Source organism: Mycobacterium europaeum, assembly GCF_034555895.2.
GTDB classification, from domain to species: domain Bacteria; phylum Actinomycetota; class Actinomycetes; order Mycobacteriales; family Mycobacteriaceae; genus Mycobacterium; species Mycobacterium europaeum.
On record NZ_CP157315.1, the window covers coordinates 4,127,483 to 4,142,944 of the forward strand.

Below are 15,462 nucleotides of genomic sequence, written 5' to 3' on the forward strand. Positions count from 1 at the left end.
CCTATTCGGAGAGCTGGAACTCAACCACCTCGGCGACCGCGGCCACGGCATCGCGGACCGCGGCCAGGCGCGCGGCGGCCGACGGCGCCGCCAGCACCGAGTACCGGTCCGCCGTGCCGATGGGGATGCGAGAAGCCAAGTCCCACAAACGTTGCCCGGGATCACCGCCGGCGTGCTCGCCCAGCAGCGCCGCGCGGTCGGGCAGGCTCACCCCGCGCGCGTCGGCGATCCGCTCGAACAGGGCCATCACCCGGTCCTCGACCTCGAGCAGCTGGGCGGGGGTGACCGGATCGCCCGGCTCGTCGGGCCACAGCGTCACGGTGGCCCGCGGGTAGGGATCGTCGGGCAGCCATTCGGAGACCTTGATCCGCTCCCCGGTCCGGCAGCGCATCGAGTACCGGCCCGCGCCGTGCTCGACGCATTCGGTGATCCGGGACAACACCCCGACATCACAACGGGATTCGCCGCCGCCGACCTCGCGGCCCCGGGCGATCAGCACCACGCCGAACGGGTCCCCGGTGTCCAGGCAGTGCCGCACCAGCGCGCCGTAGCGCGGCTCGAAGATGCGCAACGGCAGCTCCTGGTCGGGCAGCAGCGCCGACTCCAGCGGAAACATCGCCAACTCGAGGGGTTCGAACATCAGATTTCCAACTCGGCCACCAGCGCGTCGACGACGGCCCCCAGGTCGCCGTCGTGTTCCTCGGCGACCCGGCGCTGCCGCTGATAGGACGCGCCGAGCCTGGGGATCTCGGCCACCGCGGCCAGCTCGTCGACGCAACCGAGCGACTTGGCGACGGGCTCCAGCCGGTTCAGCACGTCGTCGAGATCCTCGGTGACCAGCCGCTCGTTGCTGTCGGCGTCCTGGATGATGATCGCGTCCAGCCCGTAGCGGGCGGCGCGCCACTTGTTCTCCTGGTTGTGCCACGGCGGCATGGTCGGCAACGTCTCGCCGGCCTCCAGCCTGCGGTCCAGGTCCACCACCAGGCAATGCGTCAACGCGACCAGCGCGCCCAGCTCGCGCAGGTTGGACACGCCGTCGCAGACCCGCACCTCGAGGGTGCCCAGGTGCGGCGAAGGCCTGATGTCCCAACGGACTTCGTCGACGTGATCGATGATGCCGGTCTTCTTCTGGTCGTAGACGAACCCTTCGAACTCCGCCCAGGTCTGGAACTGGAACGGCAGGCCGGCGGTGGGCAACTGCTGGAACATCATCGCGCGGTTGCTGGCGTAGCCGGTGTCCACACCGGTCCACCACGGCGAGGATGCCGACAGCGCCAGCAGGTGCGGGTAGTACTTCAGCAGCGACGTCATGATCGGCATCACCTTGTGCGCCGAGGAGATTCCGACGTGCACGTGCACGCCCCAGATCAACATCTGCCGGCCCCACCACTGGGTGCGCTTGATCAGTTCGGCGTAGCGGGGCGCGTCGGTGAGCTTCTGGGTCGACCACTGCGCGAACGGGTGGGCGCCGGCACTGAACAGCTCCATGCCCCGGTCCCGGACGATCCGGTGCGCGGGCCCCAGCGTCTGCCGCAGATCGTCCATCGCCTCCCCGGTGGAAGCGCACACCCCGCTGACCACCTCGACCGTGTTGCGCAGCAACTCCTTGTGCACGCGCGGGTTTTCGCCGATCTCGGCGATCACCGCCGTGGCCTCGTTGCTCAGGTCGCGGGTCTGCGCGTCGACGAGCGCGAACTCCCACTCCACGCCCAGGGTCGGCCGCGGAGAACGGGCGAAGTCGATGCGCGCGTTATCCCGGTTAGCCGGCACCGATCACACCGCACGCGACCCGCTTGCCGGCGTCACCGGTGCTCATCGTCGTCTGGTCGGGGCCCGGGGTTCCGTTGCTCTGGTTGTAGCGCTCCGGCGGGATGTTGGCGAAGTTGTCGGCGCCGGCGTGGATGATGATCGCGGTCTTCTCACCGGTCAGCAGGTCGTCCATGCCGAACGCGTCGGTGGTGGTCATCATCATCCCGGACCCGTCCTTGCGCACCTGCAGCGACGTCAGGTCACCGCTGGCGGGTTCGGCGGTGTGACCGGGCGTTTGGAAGTGCCCGCCGGCGGACAGGAAATCGCCCGGCGCGCCACCGGTCGGGGCGACGGAGTTGGGCTCACACTTGCCGGTTTTGTGGATGTGCACCCCGTGGAAGCCGGGCGTCAGCACCCCGTTGGCGGTCGTCTCGATGGTGACGGTGGCGTAGCCGTTGTTGAACTGGAACGTCGCGGTCGCGACCTCGGTGCCGTCGGGCGCCTTCAGGTGGGTGGTGATGTTCTTGCCCGACGGCGCGGCGACGGGCCCGCCCTCGGGTATCGGGGTGCCGGTCGGTGCCGGCGATCCGGTCCACACGGCCGGCGTGGTGCCCGGTGAGGTCGATGCGTGCTGAGGCGACGAGCACGCGCCCAGCAGTACGGCGCACGTGGCTGCGGAGAGCGCGGAAACGGTGACGGCGACTGTGCGGTGACCAGCGAGCGGAGGCATAGCGGAAGCCTAGCCGCTGACGGCTCACCCCGTAACGAGGACGATGACCCCGGGCGGTTCGCCGCTCAGCGCGGGGATGCGCGGTTCGACCGGCGCCCCCAGGCTCTTGCCAACCGCGTCGGCGGTCGCGTGCTCGTCGTCGGCGTCGGTGTAGTACACCGTCGTCGCCGTGACGTCCGGCACGGTCATGTTGTCGACCCTGGTGACGTTGAAACCGGCGGCGGTGAGCTGGTCCTTGGTCTTGGCGGCCACGCCCTCTTTCGAGGAGATGTTGTAGACCTGCACTTCGGCGCGGTTCGCCGCGGGCTTAGCGCTCGTCGACGTGGGCGACGAGCTGGTGGCCGAGGACGTGGAGGCCGCCGACGCCGAGTCGTCGTCGGAGCTGCCGGACGAGCCCAGCGCCTGCCAGCCGAGCAACAGGAAAATGACCCCCAGGAACAACAGCACCATCACCATCGCCCGCAGGGGAAGCCCGGTGGAGTCGGGGACTCGCTCTTTCATCGAGCCCACTGTAGCGAGTCAGGTCACCTCGAAGCCCAGGCGCCGCGCCGCCCGCGCCTTCTGGCGGCTGGCGCGCAGCCGCCGCAACCGCTTCACCAGCATCGGGTCGGCGGCCAGCGCCTCGGGGCGGTCGACCAGCGCGTTGAGCACCTGGTAGTAGCGCGTCGCCGACATCGAGAACAACTCTTTGATCGCTTCTTCTTTTACGCCCGCAAATTTCCACCACTGACGTTCAAAGGCGAGGATGTCGTGTTCGCGGCGGGTGAGCCCATCTGCGATCTCGGCATCGTCCCCCGATCGATTTGCCCGCGCCATGGCGCTGTCCATATAGCTTCCCCTGGACCCTTCCGGCGAATTCTCGGCTGCTCTAATGACTTGACTTACCTAAGGGCGTGTTTCGGCGAATATTGAACCACGGCCCAAACCCTCAAGCCGTCATCCAGACCCGCGAGTCGGCCGATTGGCTCAGATTGCCCGCACCGCGATCGCCGGCCCGGGCGCGCACGCGCGTGCGGTAGCTTAGCCGACCATGGCAGTCGTACCGATCCGGATCGTCGGCGATCCGGTCCTGCACACCCCGACCCAGCCGGTGCCCGTGGGCGCCGACGGTTCGCTGCCGGCGGACCTGCGTGAGCTGATCGCCGACATGTACGACACCATGGACGCCGCGCACGGAGTGGGCCTGGCCGCCAACCAGATCGGGGTCGGGCTGCGGGTCTTCGTCTACGACTGCGCCGACGACCGCGGCAGGACCGACCGTCGCCGCGGCGTGGTCGTCAACCCGGTGCTGGAAACCTCCGAAGTGCCCGAGACGATGCCCGATCCCGACACCGACGACGAGGGTTGCCTGTCGGTCCCGGGCGAGTCCTTTCCCACCGGCCGCGCCACCTGGGCGCGGGTCAGGGGTCTGGACGCCGACGGCCGACCGGTCGAACTCGAGGGCACCGGCCTGTTCGCGCGCATGCTGCAACACGAGACCGGCCACCTGGATGGCTTCCTGTACCTGGACCGCCTCGTCGGCCGTCACGCGCGCAGCGCCAAGCGCGCCGTCAAGGCGCACGGGTGGGGCGTTCCCGGCCTGTCGTGGATGCCCGGCGAAGGACCGGACCCCTTCGGTCACTGATGATCTCGTGGCCGGACCCGGGCACGCGGGTGACGCTTCGCTACCGGCGCCCCGCCGGTTCGGTGCCCCCGCTGACCGACGCGGTGGGACACCTGCTGGCGGTCGAGCCGTCGGTGCGGGTGCGGACCAAGGCGGGCGCGGTCGTCGAGGTGGCGGCCGGCGACGTGGTCGCACTGCGGGTGCTGACCGACGCGCCGGTCCGCACGTCCGAAATCCGGGCACTCGAGCACGCGGCCGCCGCGGCCGCGCCCGGCGCGGAACGGGCCTGGCTCGAGGGCTGGCTGCTGCGCGCCGGTGCCGGCGTCGATTACGCCGTGCCGCTTGATGTTTCGGCGCACGCCGGAACCGTCGCGGCCATCGCGGCCTGGTATGAGGCGCGCGGGTTGACCGCGCGGCTGATGATTCCGGATCGCCTGTTGCCGACGCCGGCGGGGCTGAACGCCGAACACACCGAGCGCGTCTGGGTGCGCGACCTGTCCGCTGCGGCCCCGCCCGAAGCCGACCCCGAGGACACGGCGCTCGCGCGCGCGGCCGTGACCGACGCGCCCGACGGCACGCGCTGGGTGGGCCTGACGGCGACGGGCCCCGCCGACGACCACGCCACCACGGCCGCGTGCGAAGCGCTGTTGGCGTGGGCCGCGGCGCGCGGCGCGACCCGCGGATATCTGGTCGCGCCCGGCACCGGGTCGATGGCGCTGGCCGAGGCGCTCGGCTTCCGCGCGCATCATCGCCGCCGCTATTTCCCGGCGCGCTCGCCGGCCTGGGATACCGTCTAGCGATGACTGATGGCGGCGACCCGCAGCGCCCGGCTTCGCCGCGCTTGCGATCGCCGCTGCTTGATGGCGGCGACCCGCAGCGCCCGGCTTCGCCGCGCTTGCGATCGCCGCTGCGGCTGGCCACCTGGAACGTGAATTCGATTCGCAGCCGCCTGCCCCGCGTCGTCGACTGGCTGGCCCGCGCCGACGTCGACGTGCTGGCCATGCAGGAGACCAAATGCTCCGACAGCCAATTTCCCGCGCTGCCGTTCTTCGAACTCGGCTACGAGGTGGCGCACGTCGGCTTCAACCAATGGAACGGCGTGGCGATCGCCTCCCGGGTGGGCCTCGACGACGTGCAGGTCGGCTTCGCCGGCCAGCCCAGCTGGAGCAGCAAGCCGGAGGTGGCCGCGACGGCCGAGGCCCGCGCGCTCGGCGCCACCTGCGACGGGGTCCGGGTCTGGAGCCTTTACGTGCCCAACGGCCGCGCGGTGGGCGATCCGCATTACTTCTACAAGCTGGAGTGGCTTGCCGCGCTGCGTGATACGGCGGCCGGGTGGCTGCGCGACGATCCCACCGCCCAGATCGCGCTGGCCGGCGACTGGAACATCGCCCCGACCGACGATGACGTGTGGAGCACCGAATTCTATGCCGGCGCCACGCATGTCTCCGAGCCGGAGCGCCGCGCGTTCGACGCCATCGTCGAAGCCCAATTCTCGGACGTGGTAAGGCCTTTCGCGCCCGGGCCCGGCGTCTACACCTACTGGGACTACACCCAGCTGCGCTTCCCGAAACGGCAGGGCATGCGCATCGACTTCATCCTCGCCTCCCCGGAATTGGCCCACCGCGTCACGGACGCCCAGATCGTCCGCGACGAGCGCAAGGGCAAGGCCGCCAGCGATCACGCACCTGTGCTGATCGACATAAGGCCTGCCTAATTCAAATTGCATCCGGTGGTGCGTTGTCTGCGCGTTTGCAAGATGGCAGGCTTTCTTTTGTTAGAAGCAGATACAATGTTTTTTTGCTGTTAACGATGCGTTCAGGCGGGTACACCTCGCGCGCGACGCGGAATTCGCGGCATGGACAGGAAGTCAGGGAGTCAGCATGAGTGTCATCGGCGGAGCGGTCCGGGGCGTGGGTCAGGCGGTGAGTCGCGTGGCGACCACGACGACCGCGGCCGCCGGCGCAGTGGGTGGCGCGGCGGTCAACGGGGTCATCGGAGGCGTCACCGGCGCCGCCGAGGGCATCAAGAAGGGCATGAGCAGCGGCAGCCATTCGGCGCCCGCGGCCGCGGTGGCCTTCGGCGCGCTGGGCGTCGCGGGGTTGGTCGAGTGGCCGGTGGTGCTCGCGGTCGGCGGCAGCGCCCTGTTGTTGCAGCGGCTGAGCCGCAAGCACGAACCCGCCAAGTCCACCAAGGCCAGCCTCAAGGCGGTGCCGGTGGAACCGGCGCCACAGAAGGCGGCGCCGCAAAAGGCGGCCGCCAAGTCGACCGCCAAGAAGGCAGCGGGGAGACGGGCCGGCAGCGCCGAGTTGCGTAGCACCAACTGACGCGACCCCTCGACAACGCTTTGGCCATTGCGACCGCAATACGGCAATCCTTGCCGTTGCGCGCCGTCGCGACCGGCATCCAGGCGACCACCTCGCTGGTCGAGTCCGGCATCACCATCGCCGCGATTCCGCTGCGCGAGGGCGCGCGGGCGATCTCGGGCGAGCTGCCCGGGGGCACGCCGGCGACACTGACCCGACGGTGCTGGCGCGGCCGGGACCGCGCCTGGATCGAGGTGCGCGGGCTGGACGGCGCTGGCGGCGACGACCTGGGGCGCACGGTCCTGCACGCGGTGCTGGCCCAGCCCGGGGTGGCGTCGGCCGCCCTGAACTACCCGCTATCGCGGGTGGTGATCACCATCGGCGACGCGGAGACGTCGCTGCGCGACCTGTGCCGCGTCGTCGATGCCGCCGAGAAGCGTTGCGCGGCAAGGGCCCCCGCGAAGCCGTCGGCGCCCCCGACGAGCCTGCCGGGCGACGGCGTGGTGCTGGCCACCCGCGCCGCCACCGCGGCCGCCAGCGCGGCCGGGCTGGGCGTCGCCCTCACCGGCCGGGCGCTGCGCTGGCCGCGCATGCCCATCGGCGTCCTGGCGGGCGTGGTGGCCCTCGACTACCAGCCGTGGCTGCGCCGCCTGCTGGAGGACCGCATCGGCCGGCCCGCCACCGACACCGTGCTGGCGCTGGCGGTGACGGCCGCGGAAACCGTCACCCTGTCCCCCGCGTCGTTGTCGGTCGGCCTGCTGATGCAGTCGCTGAAAGCCGCCGAATGCCGCGCGCAGGCGCGCGCGTGGGTCCGCCACGAGCCGCAGCTCGCCGGCCACGCCGATCACCCGCACACCGACCCGTCCGCGGCGTCGAAGCCGCCGCGCGGCCGGCCCGCCGACCACTACGGACATCGATTCGCACTGGTTCAGGCCGTCAGCGCCGGGATCGTCGGCGCCACCACCCGCAACCTGCACCAGGCGGCCCTGGCCGTCCTGGTGACCACCCCGGCGGCCAACCGCACCACCCCGGAGGCCTTCGCCGCCGCGCTCGGCCAGGGGCTGGCCGAGCGGCACGCGGTGCTGTCGTTGCGCCCGGAGGCGCTGCGCCGCCTGGACCGGGTGGACGCGATCGTCGTCGACCCCCGGGTGTTGTGCACCCGCAGCCTGCGGGTGTCGATCATCCGCGGCGCGAAGGAGGCCGAGCTGCCCGCGGCGTGGTCGCGCGCCCAGCTGATGCTGGAAAACCAGCGCCTACGGCCCGGCTGGCACCCGGTGCCCGGGATCTCGGCCAGTAAGCCGAATGGCGAAGTGGAGGCGCTGTTCTGCTTCACGCACGACCCGTTGGCGTCGGCCGTCGTCGCCGAGGCGCACCGGACGAAGGCCGAACTGGTCTCCGTCGAGGACGACTCGCTGGGCGAATTGCGGCCGGCGTTCGACGACATCAGGCCGCTGGAGCGGGGCTCCATCGACGACGCGCTGTCCGGTACCGTCACGGCTCTGCAGGAGGCGGGCCGCACGGTCGCGGTGCTGTCTTCGGCCGGCGCGCAAGCGGTTTGGTCGGCCGACGTGGCGCTGGGCATGATGCCCGAGCCGGGGGACGGCCCGCCGCCGTGGTACGCCGACCTGCTGCTGCCCGACCTCGCGGCGGCCTGGCGGGTGCTGCACGCGCTGCCGGCGGCGCGGGCCGCCGCCCAACGCGGCGTCGGGATCTCCGCCGGCGCAACGGCGATGGGTTCGCTGCTGATGATCCCCGGCGTCCGCGGCATCGGGCGCGGACCGGTGACCAGCGGGGCGGCGGCCGGCCTGTTGTCGGGATATCTGCTGGCGCGCGGCATCATCCGGGCGGACGCGCCGCGCCCGGCTCCCGTTCAGGAATGGCACGCGATGGCGGCCGAGCATGTCCGCAGGGCGTTGCCGCCGCCCGACTCGGAGCCCGCCGGCGATCCCAGGGCGCTCGCGCTGGCCACCCTGGGGGCGGCGCAGCCCCAAACCCGCGCGCACGCCGTGCTGCAGTTCCTGGGCGCCGTGCGCGCCGAGTTGACCGACCCGCTGACCCCGGTGCTGGCGCTCGGCTCGGCGGCCAGCGCGGTGCTCGGCTCGCCGGTCGACGCCGTCCTGGTGTTCTCGGTGCTGACCGGCAACTCCATGCTCGCCGCGAGCCAGCGGCTGCGCGCCGAGAACCGGCTCAATCATCTTCTGGCACAACAGATCCCACCCGCACGCAAGGTGGTGTCCGACGTGGACGGGGAGCGGGTGTACACCGACGTCATCGCGGCGCAGCTGCAGCCCGGTGACGTCATCGAGGTGCGCACCCACGAGGTGGTGCCCGCCGACGCCCGGATCATCGAGGAAGTCGACGTCGAGGTCGACGAGTCGACGCTGACCGGTGAGTCGCTGTCGGTGGAGAAGCAGGTCGAGCCGACGCCCGGCGCCACCCTCGCCGAACGCCGCTGCATGCTGTACGCCGGGACGACCATGGTGGCGGGCACCGCGGTGGCGGTGGTGACCGCGGTCGGGGCCGACACGCAGGAACGCCGCGCCGCCGAACTGGTGTCGGGCGACCTGTCCTCCGACGTCGGTCTGCAGCACCAGCTCAGCCAGCTCACCAACCGGGCCTTCCCGGTCAGCATGACCGGCGGCACGCTGGTCGGCGCACTGGGGCTGTTGCGAGGGTCGGTCCTGCGTCAGGCGGTCGCCAGCGGGATCGCCATCGCCGTCGCGGCGGTTCCCGAGGGGATGCCGCTGGTGGCGACCCTGGCGCAGGCCGCGTCGGCGCGGCGGCTGACCCGGTTCGGCGCGCTGGTCCGCGTCCCGCGTTCGGTGGAGGCGCTCGGCCGCATCGACGTGGTCTGCTTCGACAAGACCGGCACGCTCAGCCAGAACCGGCTGCGGGTGGTCGAAGTGGTTGCGGTGCAAGGAAGTTCGCGCGACGAGGTGTTGCGCTGCGCCGCGCACGCCGCGCCGCCGTCCAACGGCGAGCCGCATGTGCACGCCACCGACGTCGCCATCGTGGAGGCCGCCTCGGCCGCATTGGGGGCCGCCTCGGCCGTGAATGGCCACAACGCGACCGCACCCGTCGCGCACCTGCCCTTCCGCTCCGGCCGATCCTTCTCCGCCTCCGTGACGGACACCGAGCTGGCCGTCAAGGGTGCCCCCGAAGTGGTGTTGGCCGCCTGCGGGGACGTGAGCCCCGCCATGGAGGAGACCGTCGCTCACATGGCAAGCAGCGGCCTGCGGGTGATCGCGGTGGCGCGGCGGCAGCTGAGCCCCGCCCAGGCGCGGGCCATCCGGCACGAGCCCGACGACATCGCCGACTTCGCCGGCGACGGGCTGACCCTCACCGGGTTCCTGGGCTTGTCCGACACCCCGCGCGCCGAGGCGGCCGGGCTGCTGGCGGATCTGCGCCGGCTTTCGGTGGGCGTCAAGCTGATCACCGGCGACCATCCGATCACCGCGAAGGCCATCGCCGAGGAACTCGGGATGAGCGTGACGGCCGGACAGGTGATCAGCGGCGCCGAATGGGACGCGTTGTCGCGCAAGGATCAGGAGCGCGTCGTGACCGAGCGGGTGATCTTCGCCCGGATGACGCCGGAGAACAAGGTCCAGGTCGTTCAGACGCTGGAGAGCGCGGGCGTGCGCACCGCGATGGTCGGCGACGGGGCGAACGATGCGGCGGCCATCCGGGCCGCCACGGTCGGCATCGGCGTCGTCGCCGGCGGCAGCGACCCGGCGCACATGGCGGCCGACGTGGTGCTGGTCGACGCCCGCATCGAGGGCCTGCGCAACGCCATCGAGGAGGGCCGCCAGCTCTGGCAGCGGGTGCAGGCGGCCGTGTCGGTGCTGCTGGGCGGCAATGCCGGCGAGGTGTTGTTCGCCATCGTCGGCAGCGCGATCACCGGGACCTCGCCGCTGAACACGCGGCAGCTGCTGTTGGTGAACATGATGACCGACGCGCTGCCGGCGGCGGCGCTGGCGGTGAGCAAGCCCAGCGGCCCGGTCGACCCCGGCATCCGGGGCCCCGACCAGCCCGCGCTGTGGCGTGCCGTCGCCATCCGCGGCGTCACGACGGCCGCCGCGACCACGGCGGCATGGGCGATGGGCAGCGTCACCGGCCGCCCGCAACGGGCGTCCACCGTCGCGCTGGTCGCCCTGGTGGGCGCCGAGCTGGGTCAGACGCTGCTGGACTCACACGCCCCGTTGGTGGTGTTCACCGCGGCGGGCTCGCTGGCGGCGATGGGGACGCTGATCAGTATCCCGGTGGTCAGCCAACTGCTGGGATGCACACCGCTGGGTCCGGTCGGCTGGGCGCAGGGGCTGGGATCCGCTGCCGCGGCGACCGTGGCGATCGGTGTGCTGAATCGTGCGCTGACGGGTCCGGACAGACCTGCCGATGCACCCGCTCCGGTGGGCGAACCTCGACGACCCCGACCCGCCACAGCAGCGCATAGAGTTCCAGTAACGGCACCTTCAGCACCACAGCAATAGATGAAACCAGCGGATCGCCCCCGGTGTCTGTCATCGTCGACATAGGTCCGACGGTGGCCGGAGTACCCGGCGGGTCGGCAAACCCTCCGTTACTGAAAGGCAAATGATGGCGGAAAAGAAGTCGCGCAGAGGGACGACGCAGCGCGAGGCGGTGCAGAAGATCCGCGAGGGCGAAACCTTTCACGTGAACCTGCCGGTGCTCGGGCAAATGGAGATTCCCCGGCCCGAACAGCTGGCCTATTTCGGGGGCCTGGCCGCCCTGGCGGCGCTGGAACTCATCGACTGGCCGGTGGCCGTCGTCATCGCCGCCGGACACCTGCTGGCCAGCAACCACCACAACAAGGTCTTGGAGGAGCTCGGCGAGGCCATGGAGGAGGCCTAGCGAACCTGGTCGAAGCGCAGCGTGACCCGGGTGCCGGCGAGCGTGCGGAGGGTGTCGACGTGGTCGGCCAGCCCGCCGATCAGGGAAAGACCGCGGCCGCGGCGCCGGCTGCGCAGGCTGGCCGAGGAATCGCCCACCCACCGCCCGGTGTCGCTGACCGTGACCGCGACCGTCCGCTGGTGCGCAAAGGCCTCGACGGAGACGGTCCGGCGGGGCTCGCCGTCACTGCCGTGCTCGATCGCGTTGGTCACGGCTTCGCCGGTCGCCAGCAGGATGTCCAGCTCGCGTTTCGGGGCGACGCCGATTCGGGACAGCCATGCGCGTAGCCGCTCGCGCACGACGGGAATCTGACCCGCACCGGCCGTCACCACGGTGGCGAAGCTGCCCGGGGCCTCGTGACTCGTGCGCAGCGCCAGCACGACGACGTCGTCGCGGTAGCCGGTGGGCGGCGCCAGCCGGGACAGCAGCTCTTTGCAGATGGTCTCGACCGGCAGGTCGGCGCATTCGGCGGCCGCGGCCCTGAGCCGGGCCAGCCCCCGGTCGAGCGTCTCGCCGGCGCGCTCGACCAGTCCATCGGTGTAGAGCAGGATCAGGCTGCCCGGCGGCATGTTCGCCGTCGCGGTGGCGTCGGCCGGATAGCTTTGCGCATCGTGTTCCTTGATGGCGACCGGGAGACGCCGGCCGGCCGTCAGGAAGATCGCGCGACGATCGGGCAAGACCAGCAAGGGATAGGGGTGTCCGGCGCAGCTGTAGTTGACGGTGGCGCAGCCGGTGTCCGGCTCGGCCTCGATCAGGGCGTAGGCCACCGTCGCGCAGCGCGCCCCGGCGACGCTGGCCCCGTACCGGTCCAGCGCGCCCAGGACCGCACCCGGTTCGCCCGCGGTGAGGGCGGAGGCCGCCACCGCGGCGCGCAGCCGGCTCATCACGATCGCCGCGGGCAACCCGTGGCCGACGACGTCGCCGACCGAGATCGCGACCCGGCCGCCGCGGTCCAGCGGCGTGACCGAATACCAGTCGCCGCCGACCCGCATCGCCTCACCGGCGGGCTCGTACACGGCGGCCACCACCGCGGCCGTCGATCCCCGGTCCAAATCCAGCAGGTGCTCCTGGAAGTCGATGGCGATGCGGTGCTCGCGCTCCATCACGCGGACCCGGTCCAGGGCCGAGGACGTCAGCTCCGCCATGCGACCGAACACGTCGAGTTCGGCGGCGTCGAACTGGCGCGGCGTGGACCACAGCAGGCCCAGCATTCCGACGACGCGGCCCGAGGGGTCCCGCAACGGGTGGGCGACGCACGCGCGGACGCTGGCGGCGGTGTCGTGCACCGCGTGCTCGTAGCGCGGGGGCAGGTCGAAGGTGTCGGTGATGACCATCGACTCGCCGGTGCGCACGACGTCGGCGCCCACCACCGGGGAGTCCAGCCCGGTCACGTGGTAGCGGTCGCGCAGTTCCCCGGGCAGGTGGCCGGCGTACTCGAACCGGATGTGGCGTTCGCCGTCGAGGACGCCGATGGTGACGGTGGCGGCATCGGCCGAGCCGAACGAGGATTCCAGCAACGCGTCCAGGATCCCGGCGACCGAGTCGGAGGCCTGCAGCGCGGAGTCGAGCTGCACCAGGTCCGAGGCCGCCGCGCGGCGCTGGCGATCGCGCTCGCGGGCCACCGCGGACAGCCGCGACTTCACCCGGTCGACGAGCTCCTGGGACCGGAACGGCTTGGGCAGGTAGTCGTCGGCCCCGGCGGCGTAGCCCTCGTCGACGGCCTCCACCCCGGCCCGCGCGGACAGCATCAGGACCGGTGTGGCCGCCAGTTCCGGGTCGGCGCGGATGGCCGCCACCAGTCCGAAGCCGTCGATACCCGGCATCATGACGTCGGTGACGATCGCGTCGGGGCGCAAGGTCCTGGCCGCCGCGAGCGCCGACTCCCCGTCCGCGGCCAGGACGGTCTCCCATTGGGCCGACAGCACCCGGTCGAGATGGTCCCGCATGTCGGCGTTGTCGTCGGCGATCAACACCAGCTGGCGCGACCTCTCGGGAACCGCCGTCGCCCCGTCGGGTTGGTCGACCGGCGTCAGCCACTGCCGGGCCTCCGCCACGTAGGGGTTGGTCTCGTCCAGCAGGCCGGCGGGTGACTGGCCGGCCGGCGTGCCGATCGATTGCGGCAGCCGGATGGTCACCGTCGTGCCGCGGTCCAGTTCGCTGGAGATGCCGACGGTCCCGTCGTGCAGCTCGACGAGCCCGCGCACCAGCGAGAGGCCGATCCCGGTGCCCTCGACGCTGCGGCCGCGGAAGTTGTCGGCCCGGTAGAAGCGGTCGAACAGGCGGTCCAGGTCCTCGGCGGCGATCCCCACCCCGGTGTCGCGCATGGTGACGACGCAGTGGCCCGGCTCGGCGCGCACCTCGACCGAGATCGAGCCGCGCAGCGTGTATTTGACCGCGTTCGACAGGAGGTTGAGGATGATCGTCTCCCACATGCCCGGGTCGACATCGGCCAGCACCGGCGCGCAGTCCACCACGAGGTCGAGCCCGGCCCGATGGCACAGCTCGGTGAAGGACGACGCGATGTGGGCGGTCAGCGCGCCGACGTCGGTGCACGCCAGTTTCGCGTTGGCGCGGCCGGCCTCGATCCGGGAGAAGTCGAGCAACGAGTCGACCAGGCGCTGCAGCCGCCGGGCGTTGCGGACGGCCGTGCCCAGCCGATCCGCCAGCACGCTCGCCGGCGCCGCCTCGGACAGCGCATCGTCGAGCGGCCCGAGCAACAGCGTGAGCGGGGTGCGGAATTCGTGGCTGACGTTGGTCAGAAACGCCGTCTTCGCCCGGTCCAACTCGGCCAGCGCGTCGGCCCGCTGCCGTTGCTGGTCGTAGGAGACGGCGGAGGCGAACGCCGCGGACAGCTGATCGGCGAGCAGCTGGCAGAACCCGCGGTACATCGAATCGAGGGGCCGCCGCGGATTGACACCGATCACCAACGCCCCGCCGCCCGCGGTTTCCCCGAGCGGCAATACCAGCGCCTGGCGGGGACCGGCCTCGCCGAAAAGTGCGGTGACGCCCGGGATTACGTCCTCGAGCCGGTCGATGACGCGCACGGCCCGGTCGCGTGGCGTCTCGTCGCCACCCGTGAGGCCGGCCAGCGAACCGGGCAGCAGCGGGCGAATCGCGGGTGTGGCGCCGCGCAGCGTGGCGCCGCGCAGCGTGCTGCCGCGCGCCCGCTCCCCGGCGTCGCCCACGTACACGGCGACGAAGGGCAGGTCCAGCGGCTGCGCGCCGCAGACGGCGACGGCACTGTCCACCGCGTCGTCGATGGTGTGCGCGTCCATCACCGCGGTCGCCACCGCGTTGAGCAGGTGGAGGCGCCGCTGACTCAGCACCCGGTCGGTCGTTTCGATCACCGCGCAGAAGACGGCGGTGACGGCGCCCTCGCCGCCGATGATGGGGCTGTAGGTGAACGTGAAGTACCGCTCCTGAGACTGGCCGCCGGTCATCAGCGGCAACATCAGGTCGTCGGACCAGGTCGCGACGCCGGTGTCGATCACGCTGGTCAGCATCGGCGAGATCTGCGGCCAGATCTCCCACCAGACCTGCTGCGCCGGGCGGCCCAGGGCGGCCGGATGTTTGTCCGCCAGGATCTGGGCGTAGGCGTCGTTGTACATCAAGAACAGATCCCCCGGCCGCAACCAGAGCACGATGGGGAACCGCGAGGTCAAGGCGACGGCCACGGCCACCCGCACCTCGGCCGGCCAGTCCCGCGGCGCGCCCAATGGGTGGGCGTCCCAGTCGAATTCGGCGAACCGGCGCCCCATCTCGCCGCCCAACCCGACCGCAGCCGCAAGATCGGCCGGCAGCGCCGGGTTCATTGCCGTCGCTTGTGTTGCAACGCCTCGGCCAGCGTGGGGTAGATGTCGAGGATGCGATCGAGTTCGGTCACCTCGATCGGGCGGAGCACTTGGTCGTGGTCCGCGATCAGCCGGACCGCCGTCCCGGCTTCCTTGCCCGCGTCGTGACAGTCGAGCACGGCGTTCAGCGCCGCGCTGCCGAAGAAGTCGACCGCTTGCAGGTCGACCAGGACCAGCCGGGACGGGTGGGTCTCGGCCAGCTTGAGCGCGGCGGTCAGGTGGGCGGTTACCTCATCGACGGTACTGGAGTCGACGCCGCCCTTAACGCGTACGACCACAGCGTCCTCGAGTGCCTCGTGTTCGACCGCCAACACCTTC

At 71.5% G+C, this 15,462-nt stretch carries 13 protein-coding genes and 1 pseudogene; 6 read left to right on the top strand and 8 right to left on the bottom strand.

What is annotated here, in order from left to right:
- Position 1: 1 nt before the first annotated feature.
- Genes U8D42_RS19065 through U8D42_RS19085 form a run of 5 tightly spaced genes read right to left on the bottom strand, consistent with a single transcriptional unit; the run spans position 2 to position 3,307 of the window.
- Positions 2–640 (bottom strand): LON peptidase substrate-binding domain-containing protein, encoded by a 639-nt coding sequence (locus U8D42_RS19065; RefSeq protein ID WP_322858602.1) that lies wholly within the window; start codon positions 638–640, stop codon positions 2–4.
- On the bottom strand, positions 640–1,770 hold the full coding sequence (locus U8D42_RS19070) for a glutamate--cysteine ligase (RefSeq protein ID WP_085240762.1): 1,131 nt from the start codon (positions 1,768–1,770) through the stop codon (positions 640–642). The genes U8D42_RS19065 and U8D42_RS19070 overlap by 1 nt, the downstream gene beginning before the upstream one ends.
- Entirely contained in the window at positions 1,760–2,479 is a 720-nt protein-coding gene (gene sodC / locus U8D42_RS19075; RefSeq protein ID WP_085240761.1) for a superoxide dismutase[Cu-Zn], read from the bottom strand. The genes U8D42_RS19070 and sodC overlap by 11 nt, the downstream gene beginning before the upstream one ends.
- 24 nt (positions 2,480–2,503) lie before the next feature.
- Complete coding sequence (locus tag U8D42_RS19080; protein WP_322858601.1) at positions 2,504–2,980, bottom strand: LytR C-terminal domain-containing protein; 477 nt, start codon at positions 2,978–2,980, stop codon at positions 2,504–2,506.
- 18 nt (positions 2,981–2,998) lie between these two features.
- On the bottom strand, positions 2,999–3,307 hold the full coding sequence (locus U8D42_RS19085) for a DUF3263 domain-containing protein (RefSeq protein ID WP_007167558.1): 309 nt from the start codon (positions 3,305–3,307) through the stop codon (positions 2,999–3,001).
- A gap of 202 nt (positions 3,308–3,509) precedes the next feature.
- On the opposite strand from U8D42_RS19085, the gene U8D42_RS19090 reads away from it, so the two are divergent.
- The 5 genes from U8D42_RS19090 (at position 3,510) to U8D42_RS19110 (ending at position 10,872) form a co-directional block, all read left to right on the top strand.
- Positions 3,510–4,103: a peptide deformylase gene (locus U8D42_RS19090; RefSeq protein WP_085240759.1), complete on the top strand. Its 594-nt coding sequence runs from the start codon at positions 3,510–3,512 to the stop codon at positions 4,101–4,103.
- On the top strand, positions 4,103–4,879 hold the full coding sequence (locus U8D42_RS19095; RefSeq protein ID WP_322858600.1) for a GNAT family N-acetyltransferase, cg3035/Rv0428c family: 777 nt from the start codon (positions 4,103–4,105) through the stop codon (positions 4,877–4,879). The genes U8D42_RS19090 and U8D42_RS19095 overlap by 1 nt, the downstream gene beginning before the upstream one ends.
- 110 nt (positions 4,880–4,989) lie before the next feature.
- Positions 4,990–5,796: an exodeoxyribonuclease III gene (locus U8D42_RS19100; protein WP_322858823.1), complete on the top strand. Its 807-nt coding sequence runs from the start codon at positions 4,990–4,992 to the stop codon at positions 5,794–5,796.
- Between the two features lie 166 nt (positions 5,797–5,962).
- Positions 5,963–6,406 carry a hypothetical protein gene (locus U8D42_RS19105; RefSeq protein WP_085240757.1) on the top strand — a complete coding sequence of 148 codons (444 nt, stop codon included), beginning with the start codon at positions 5,963–5,965 and terminating at the stop codon, positions 6,404–6,406.
- A 50-nt stretch (positions 6,407–6,456) separates the two neighbouring features.
- Positions 6,457–10,872: a cation-translocating P-type ATPase gene (locus tag U8D42_RS19110; RefSeq protein WP_322858599.1), complete on the top strand. Its 4,416-nt coding sequence runs from the start codon at positions 6,457–6,459 to the stop codon at positions 10,870–10,872.
- Here U8D42_RS19110 and U8D42_RS19115 read toward each other — a convergent pair.
- Positions 10,838–10,915 (bottom strand): annotated as a pseudogene (locus U8D42_RS19115) (hypothetical protein); the annotation flags it as partial. The gene U8D42_RS19110 and the pseudogene U8D42_RS19115 sit on opposite strands and share 35 nt — an antisense overlap.
- 63 nt (positions 10,916–10,978) lie before the next feature.
- Here U8D42_RS19115 and U8D42_RS19120 point away from each other — a divergent pair.
- Entirely contained in the window at positions 10,979–11,254 is a 276-nt protein-coding gene (locus U8D42_RS19120) for a hypothetical protein (RefSeq protein ID WP_090421510.1), read from the top strand.
- Here U8D42_RS19120 and U8D42_RS19125 read toward each other — a convergent pair.
- Together U8D42_RS19125 and U8D42_RS19130 are read right to left on the bottom strand one after the other, a co-directional pair.
- Complete coding sequence (locus U8D42_RS19125; RefSeq protein WP_322858598.1) at positions 11,251–15,105, bottom strand: SpoIIE family protein phosphatase; 3,855 nt, start codon at positions 15,103–15,105, stop codon at positions 11,251–11,253. The genes U8D42_RS19120 and U8D42_RS19125 overlap by 4 nt on opposite strands.
- Entirely contained in the window at positions 15,102–15,458 is a 357-nt protein-coding gene (locus U8D42_RS19130; RefSeq protein WP_322858597.1) for an STAS domain-containing protein, read from the bottom strand. Before U8D42_RS19130 ends, U8D42_RS19125 begins: the two co-directional genes overlap by 4 nt.
- Positions 15,459–15,462 lie beyond the last annotated feature (4 nt).

What these genes read in the sequence shown, in the direction of transcription:
- U8D42_RS19065 (WP_322858602.1), bottom strand. Translation starts at nt 640, where the DNA reads ATGTTCGAACCCCTCGAGTTGGCGATGTTTCCGCTGGAGTCGGCGCTG.
- sodC (WP_085240761.1), bottom strand. Translation starts at nt 2,479, where the DNA reads ATGCCTCCGCTCGCTGGTCACCGCACAGTCGCCGTCACCGTTTCCGCG.
- U8D42_RS19080 (WP_322858601.1), bottom strand. Translation starts at nt 2,980, where the DNA reads ATGAAAGAGCGAGTCCCCGACTCCACCGGGCTTCCCCTGCGGGCGATG.
- U8D42_RS19085 (WP_007167558.1), bottom strand. Translation starts at nt 3,307, where the DNA reads ATGGACAGCGCCATGGCGCGGGCAAATCGATCGGGGGACGATGCCGAG.
- U8D42_RS19090 (WP_085240759.1), top strand. Translation starts at nt 3,510, where the DNA reads ATGGCAGTCGTACCGATCCGGATCGTCGGCGATCCGGTCCTGCACACC.
- U8D42_RS19095 (WP_322858600.1), top strand. Translation starts at nt 4,103, where the DNA reads ATGATCTCGTGGCCGGACCCGGGCACGCGGGTGACGCTTCGCTACCGG.
- U8D42_RS19105 (WP_085240757.1), top strand. Translation starts at nt 5,963, where the DNA reads ATGAGTGTCATCGGCGGAGCGGTCCGGGGCGTGGGTCAGGCGGTGAGT.
- U8D42_RS19120 (WP_090421510.1), top strand. Translation starts at nt 10,979, where the DNA reads ATGGCGGAAAAGAAGTCGCGCAGAGGGACGACGCAGCGCGAGGCGGTG.
- U8D42_RS19125 (WP_322858598.1), bottom strand. Translation starts at nt 15,105, where the DNA reads ATGAACCCGGCGCTGCCGGCCGATCTTGCGGCTGCGGTCGGGTTGGGC.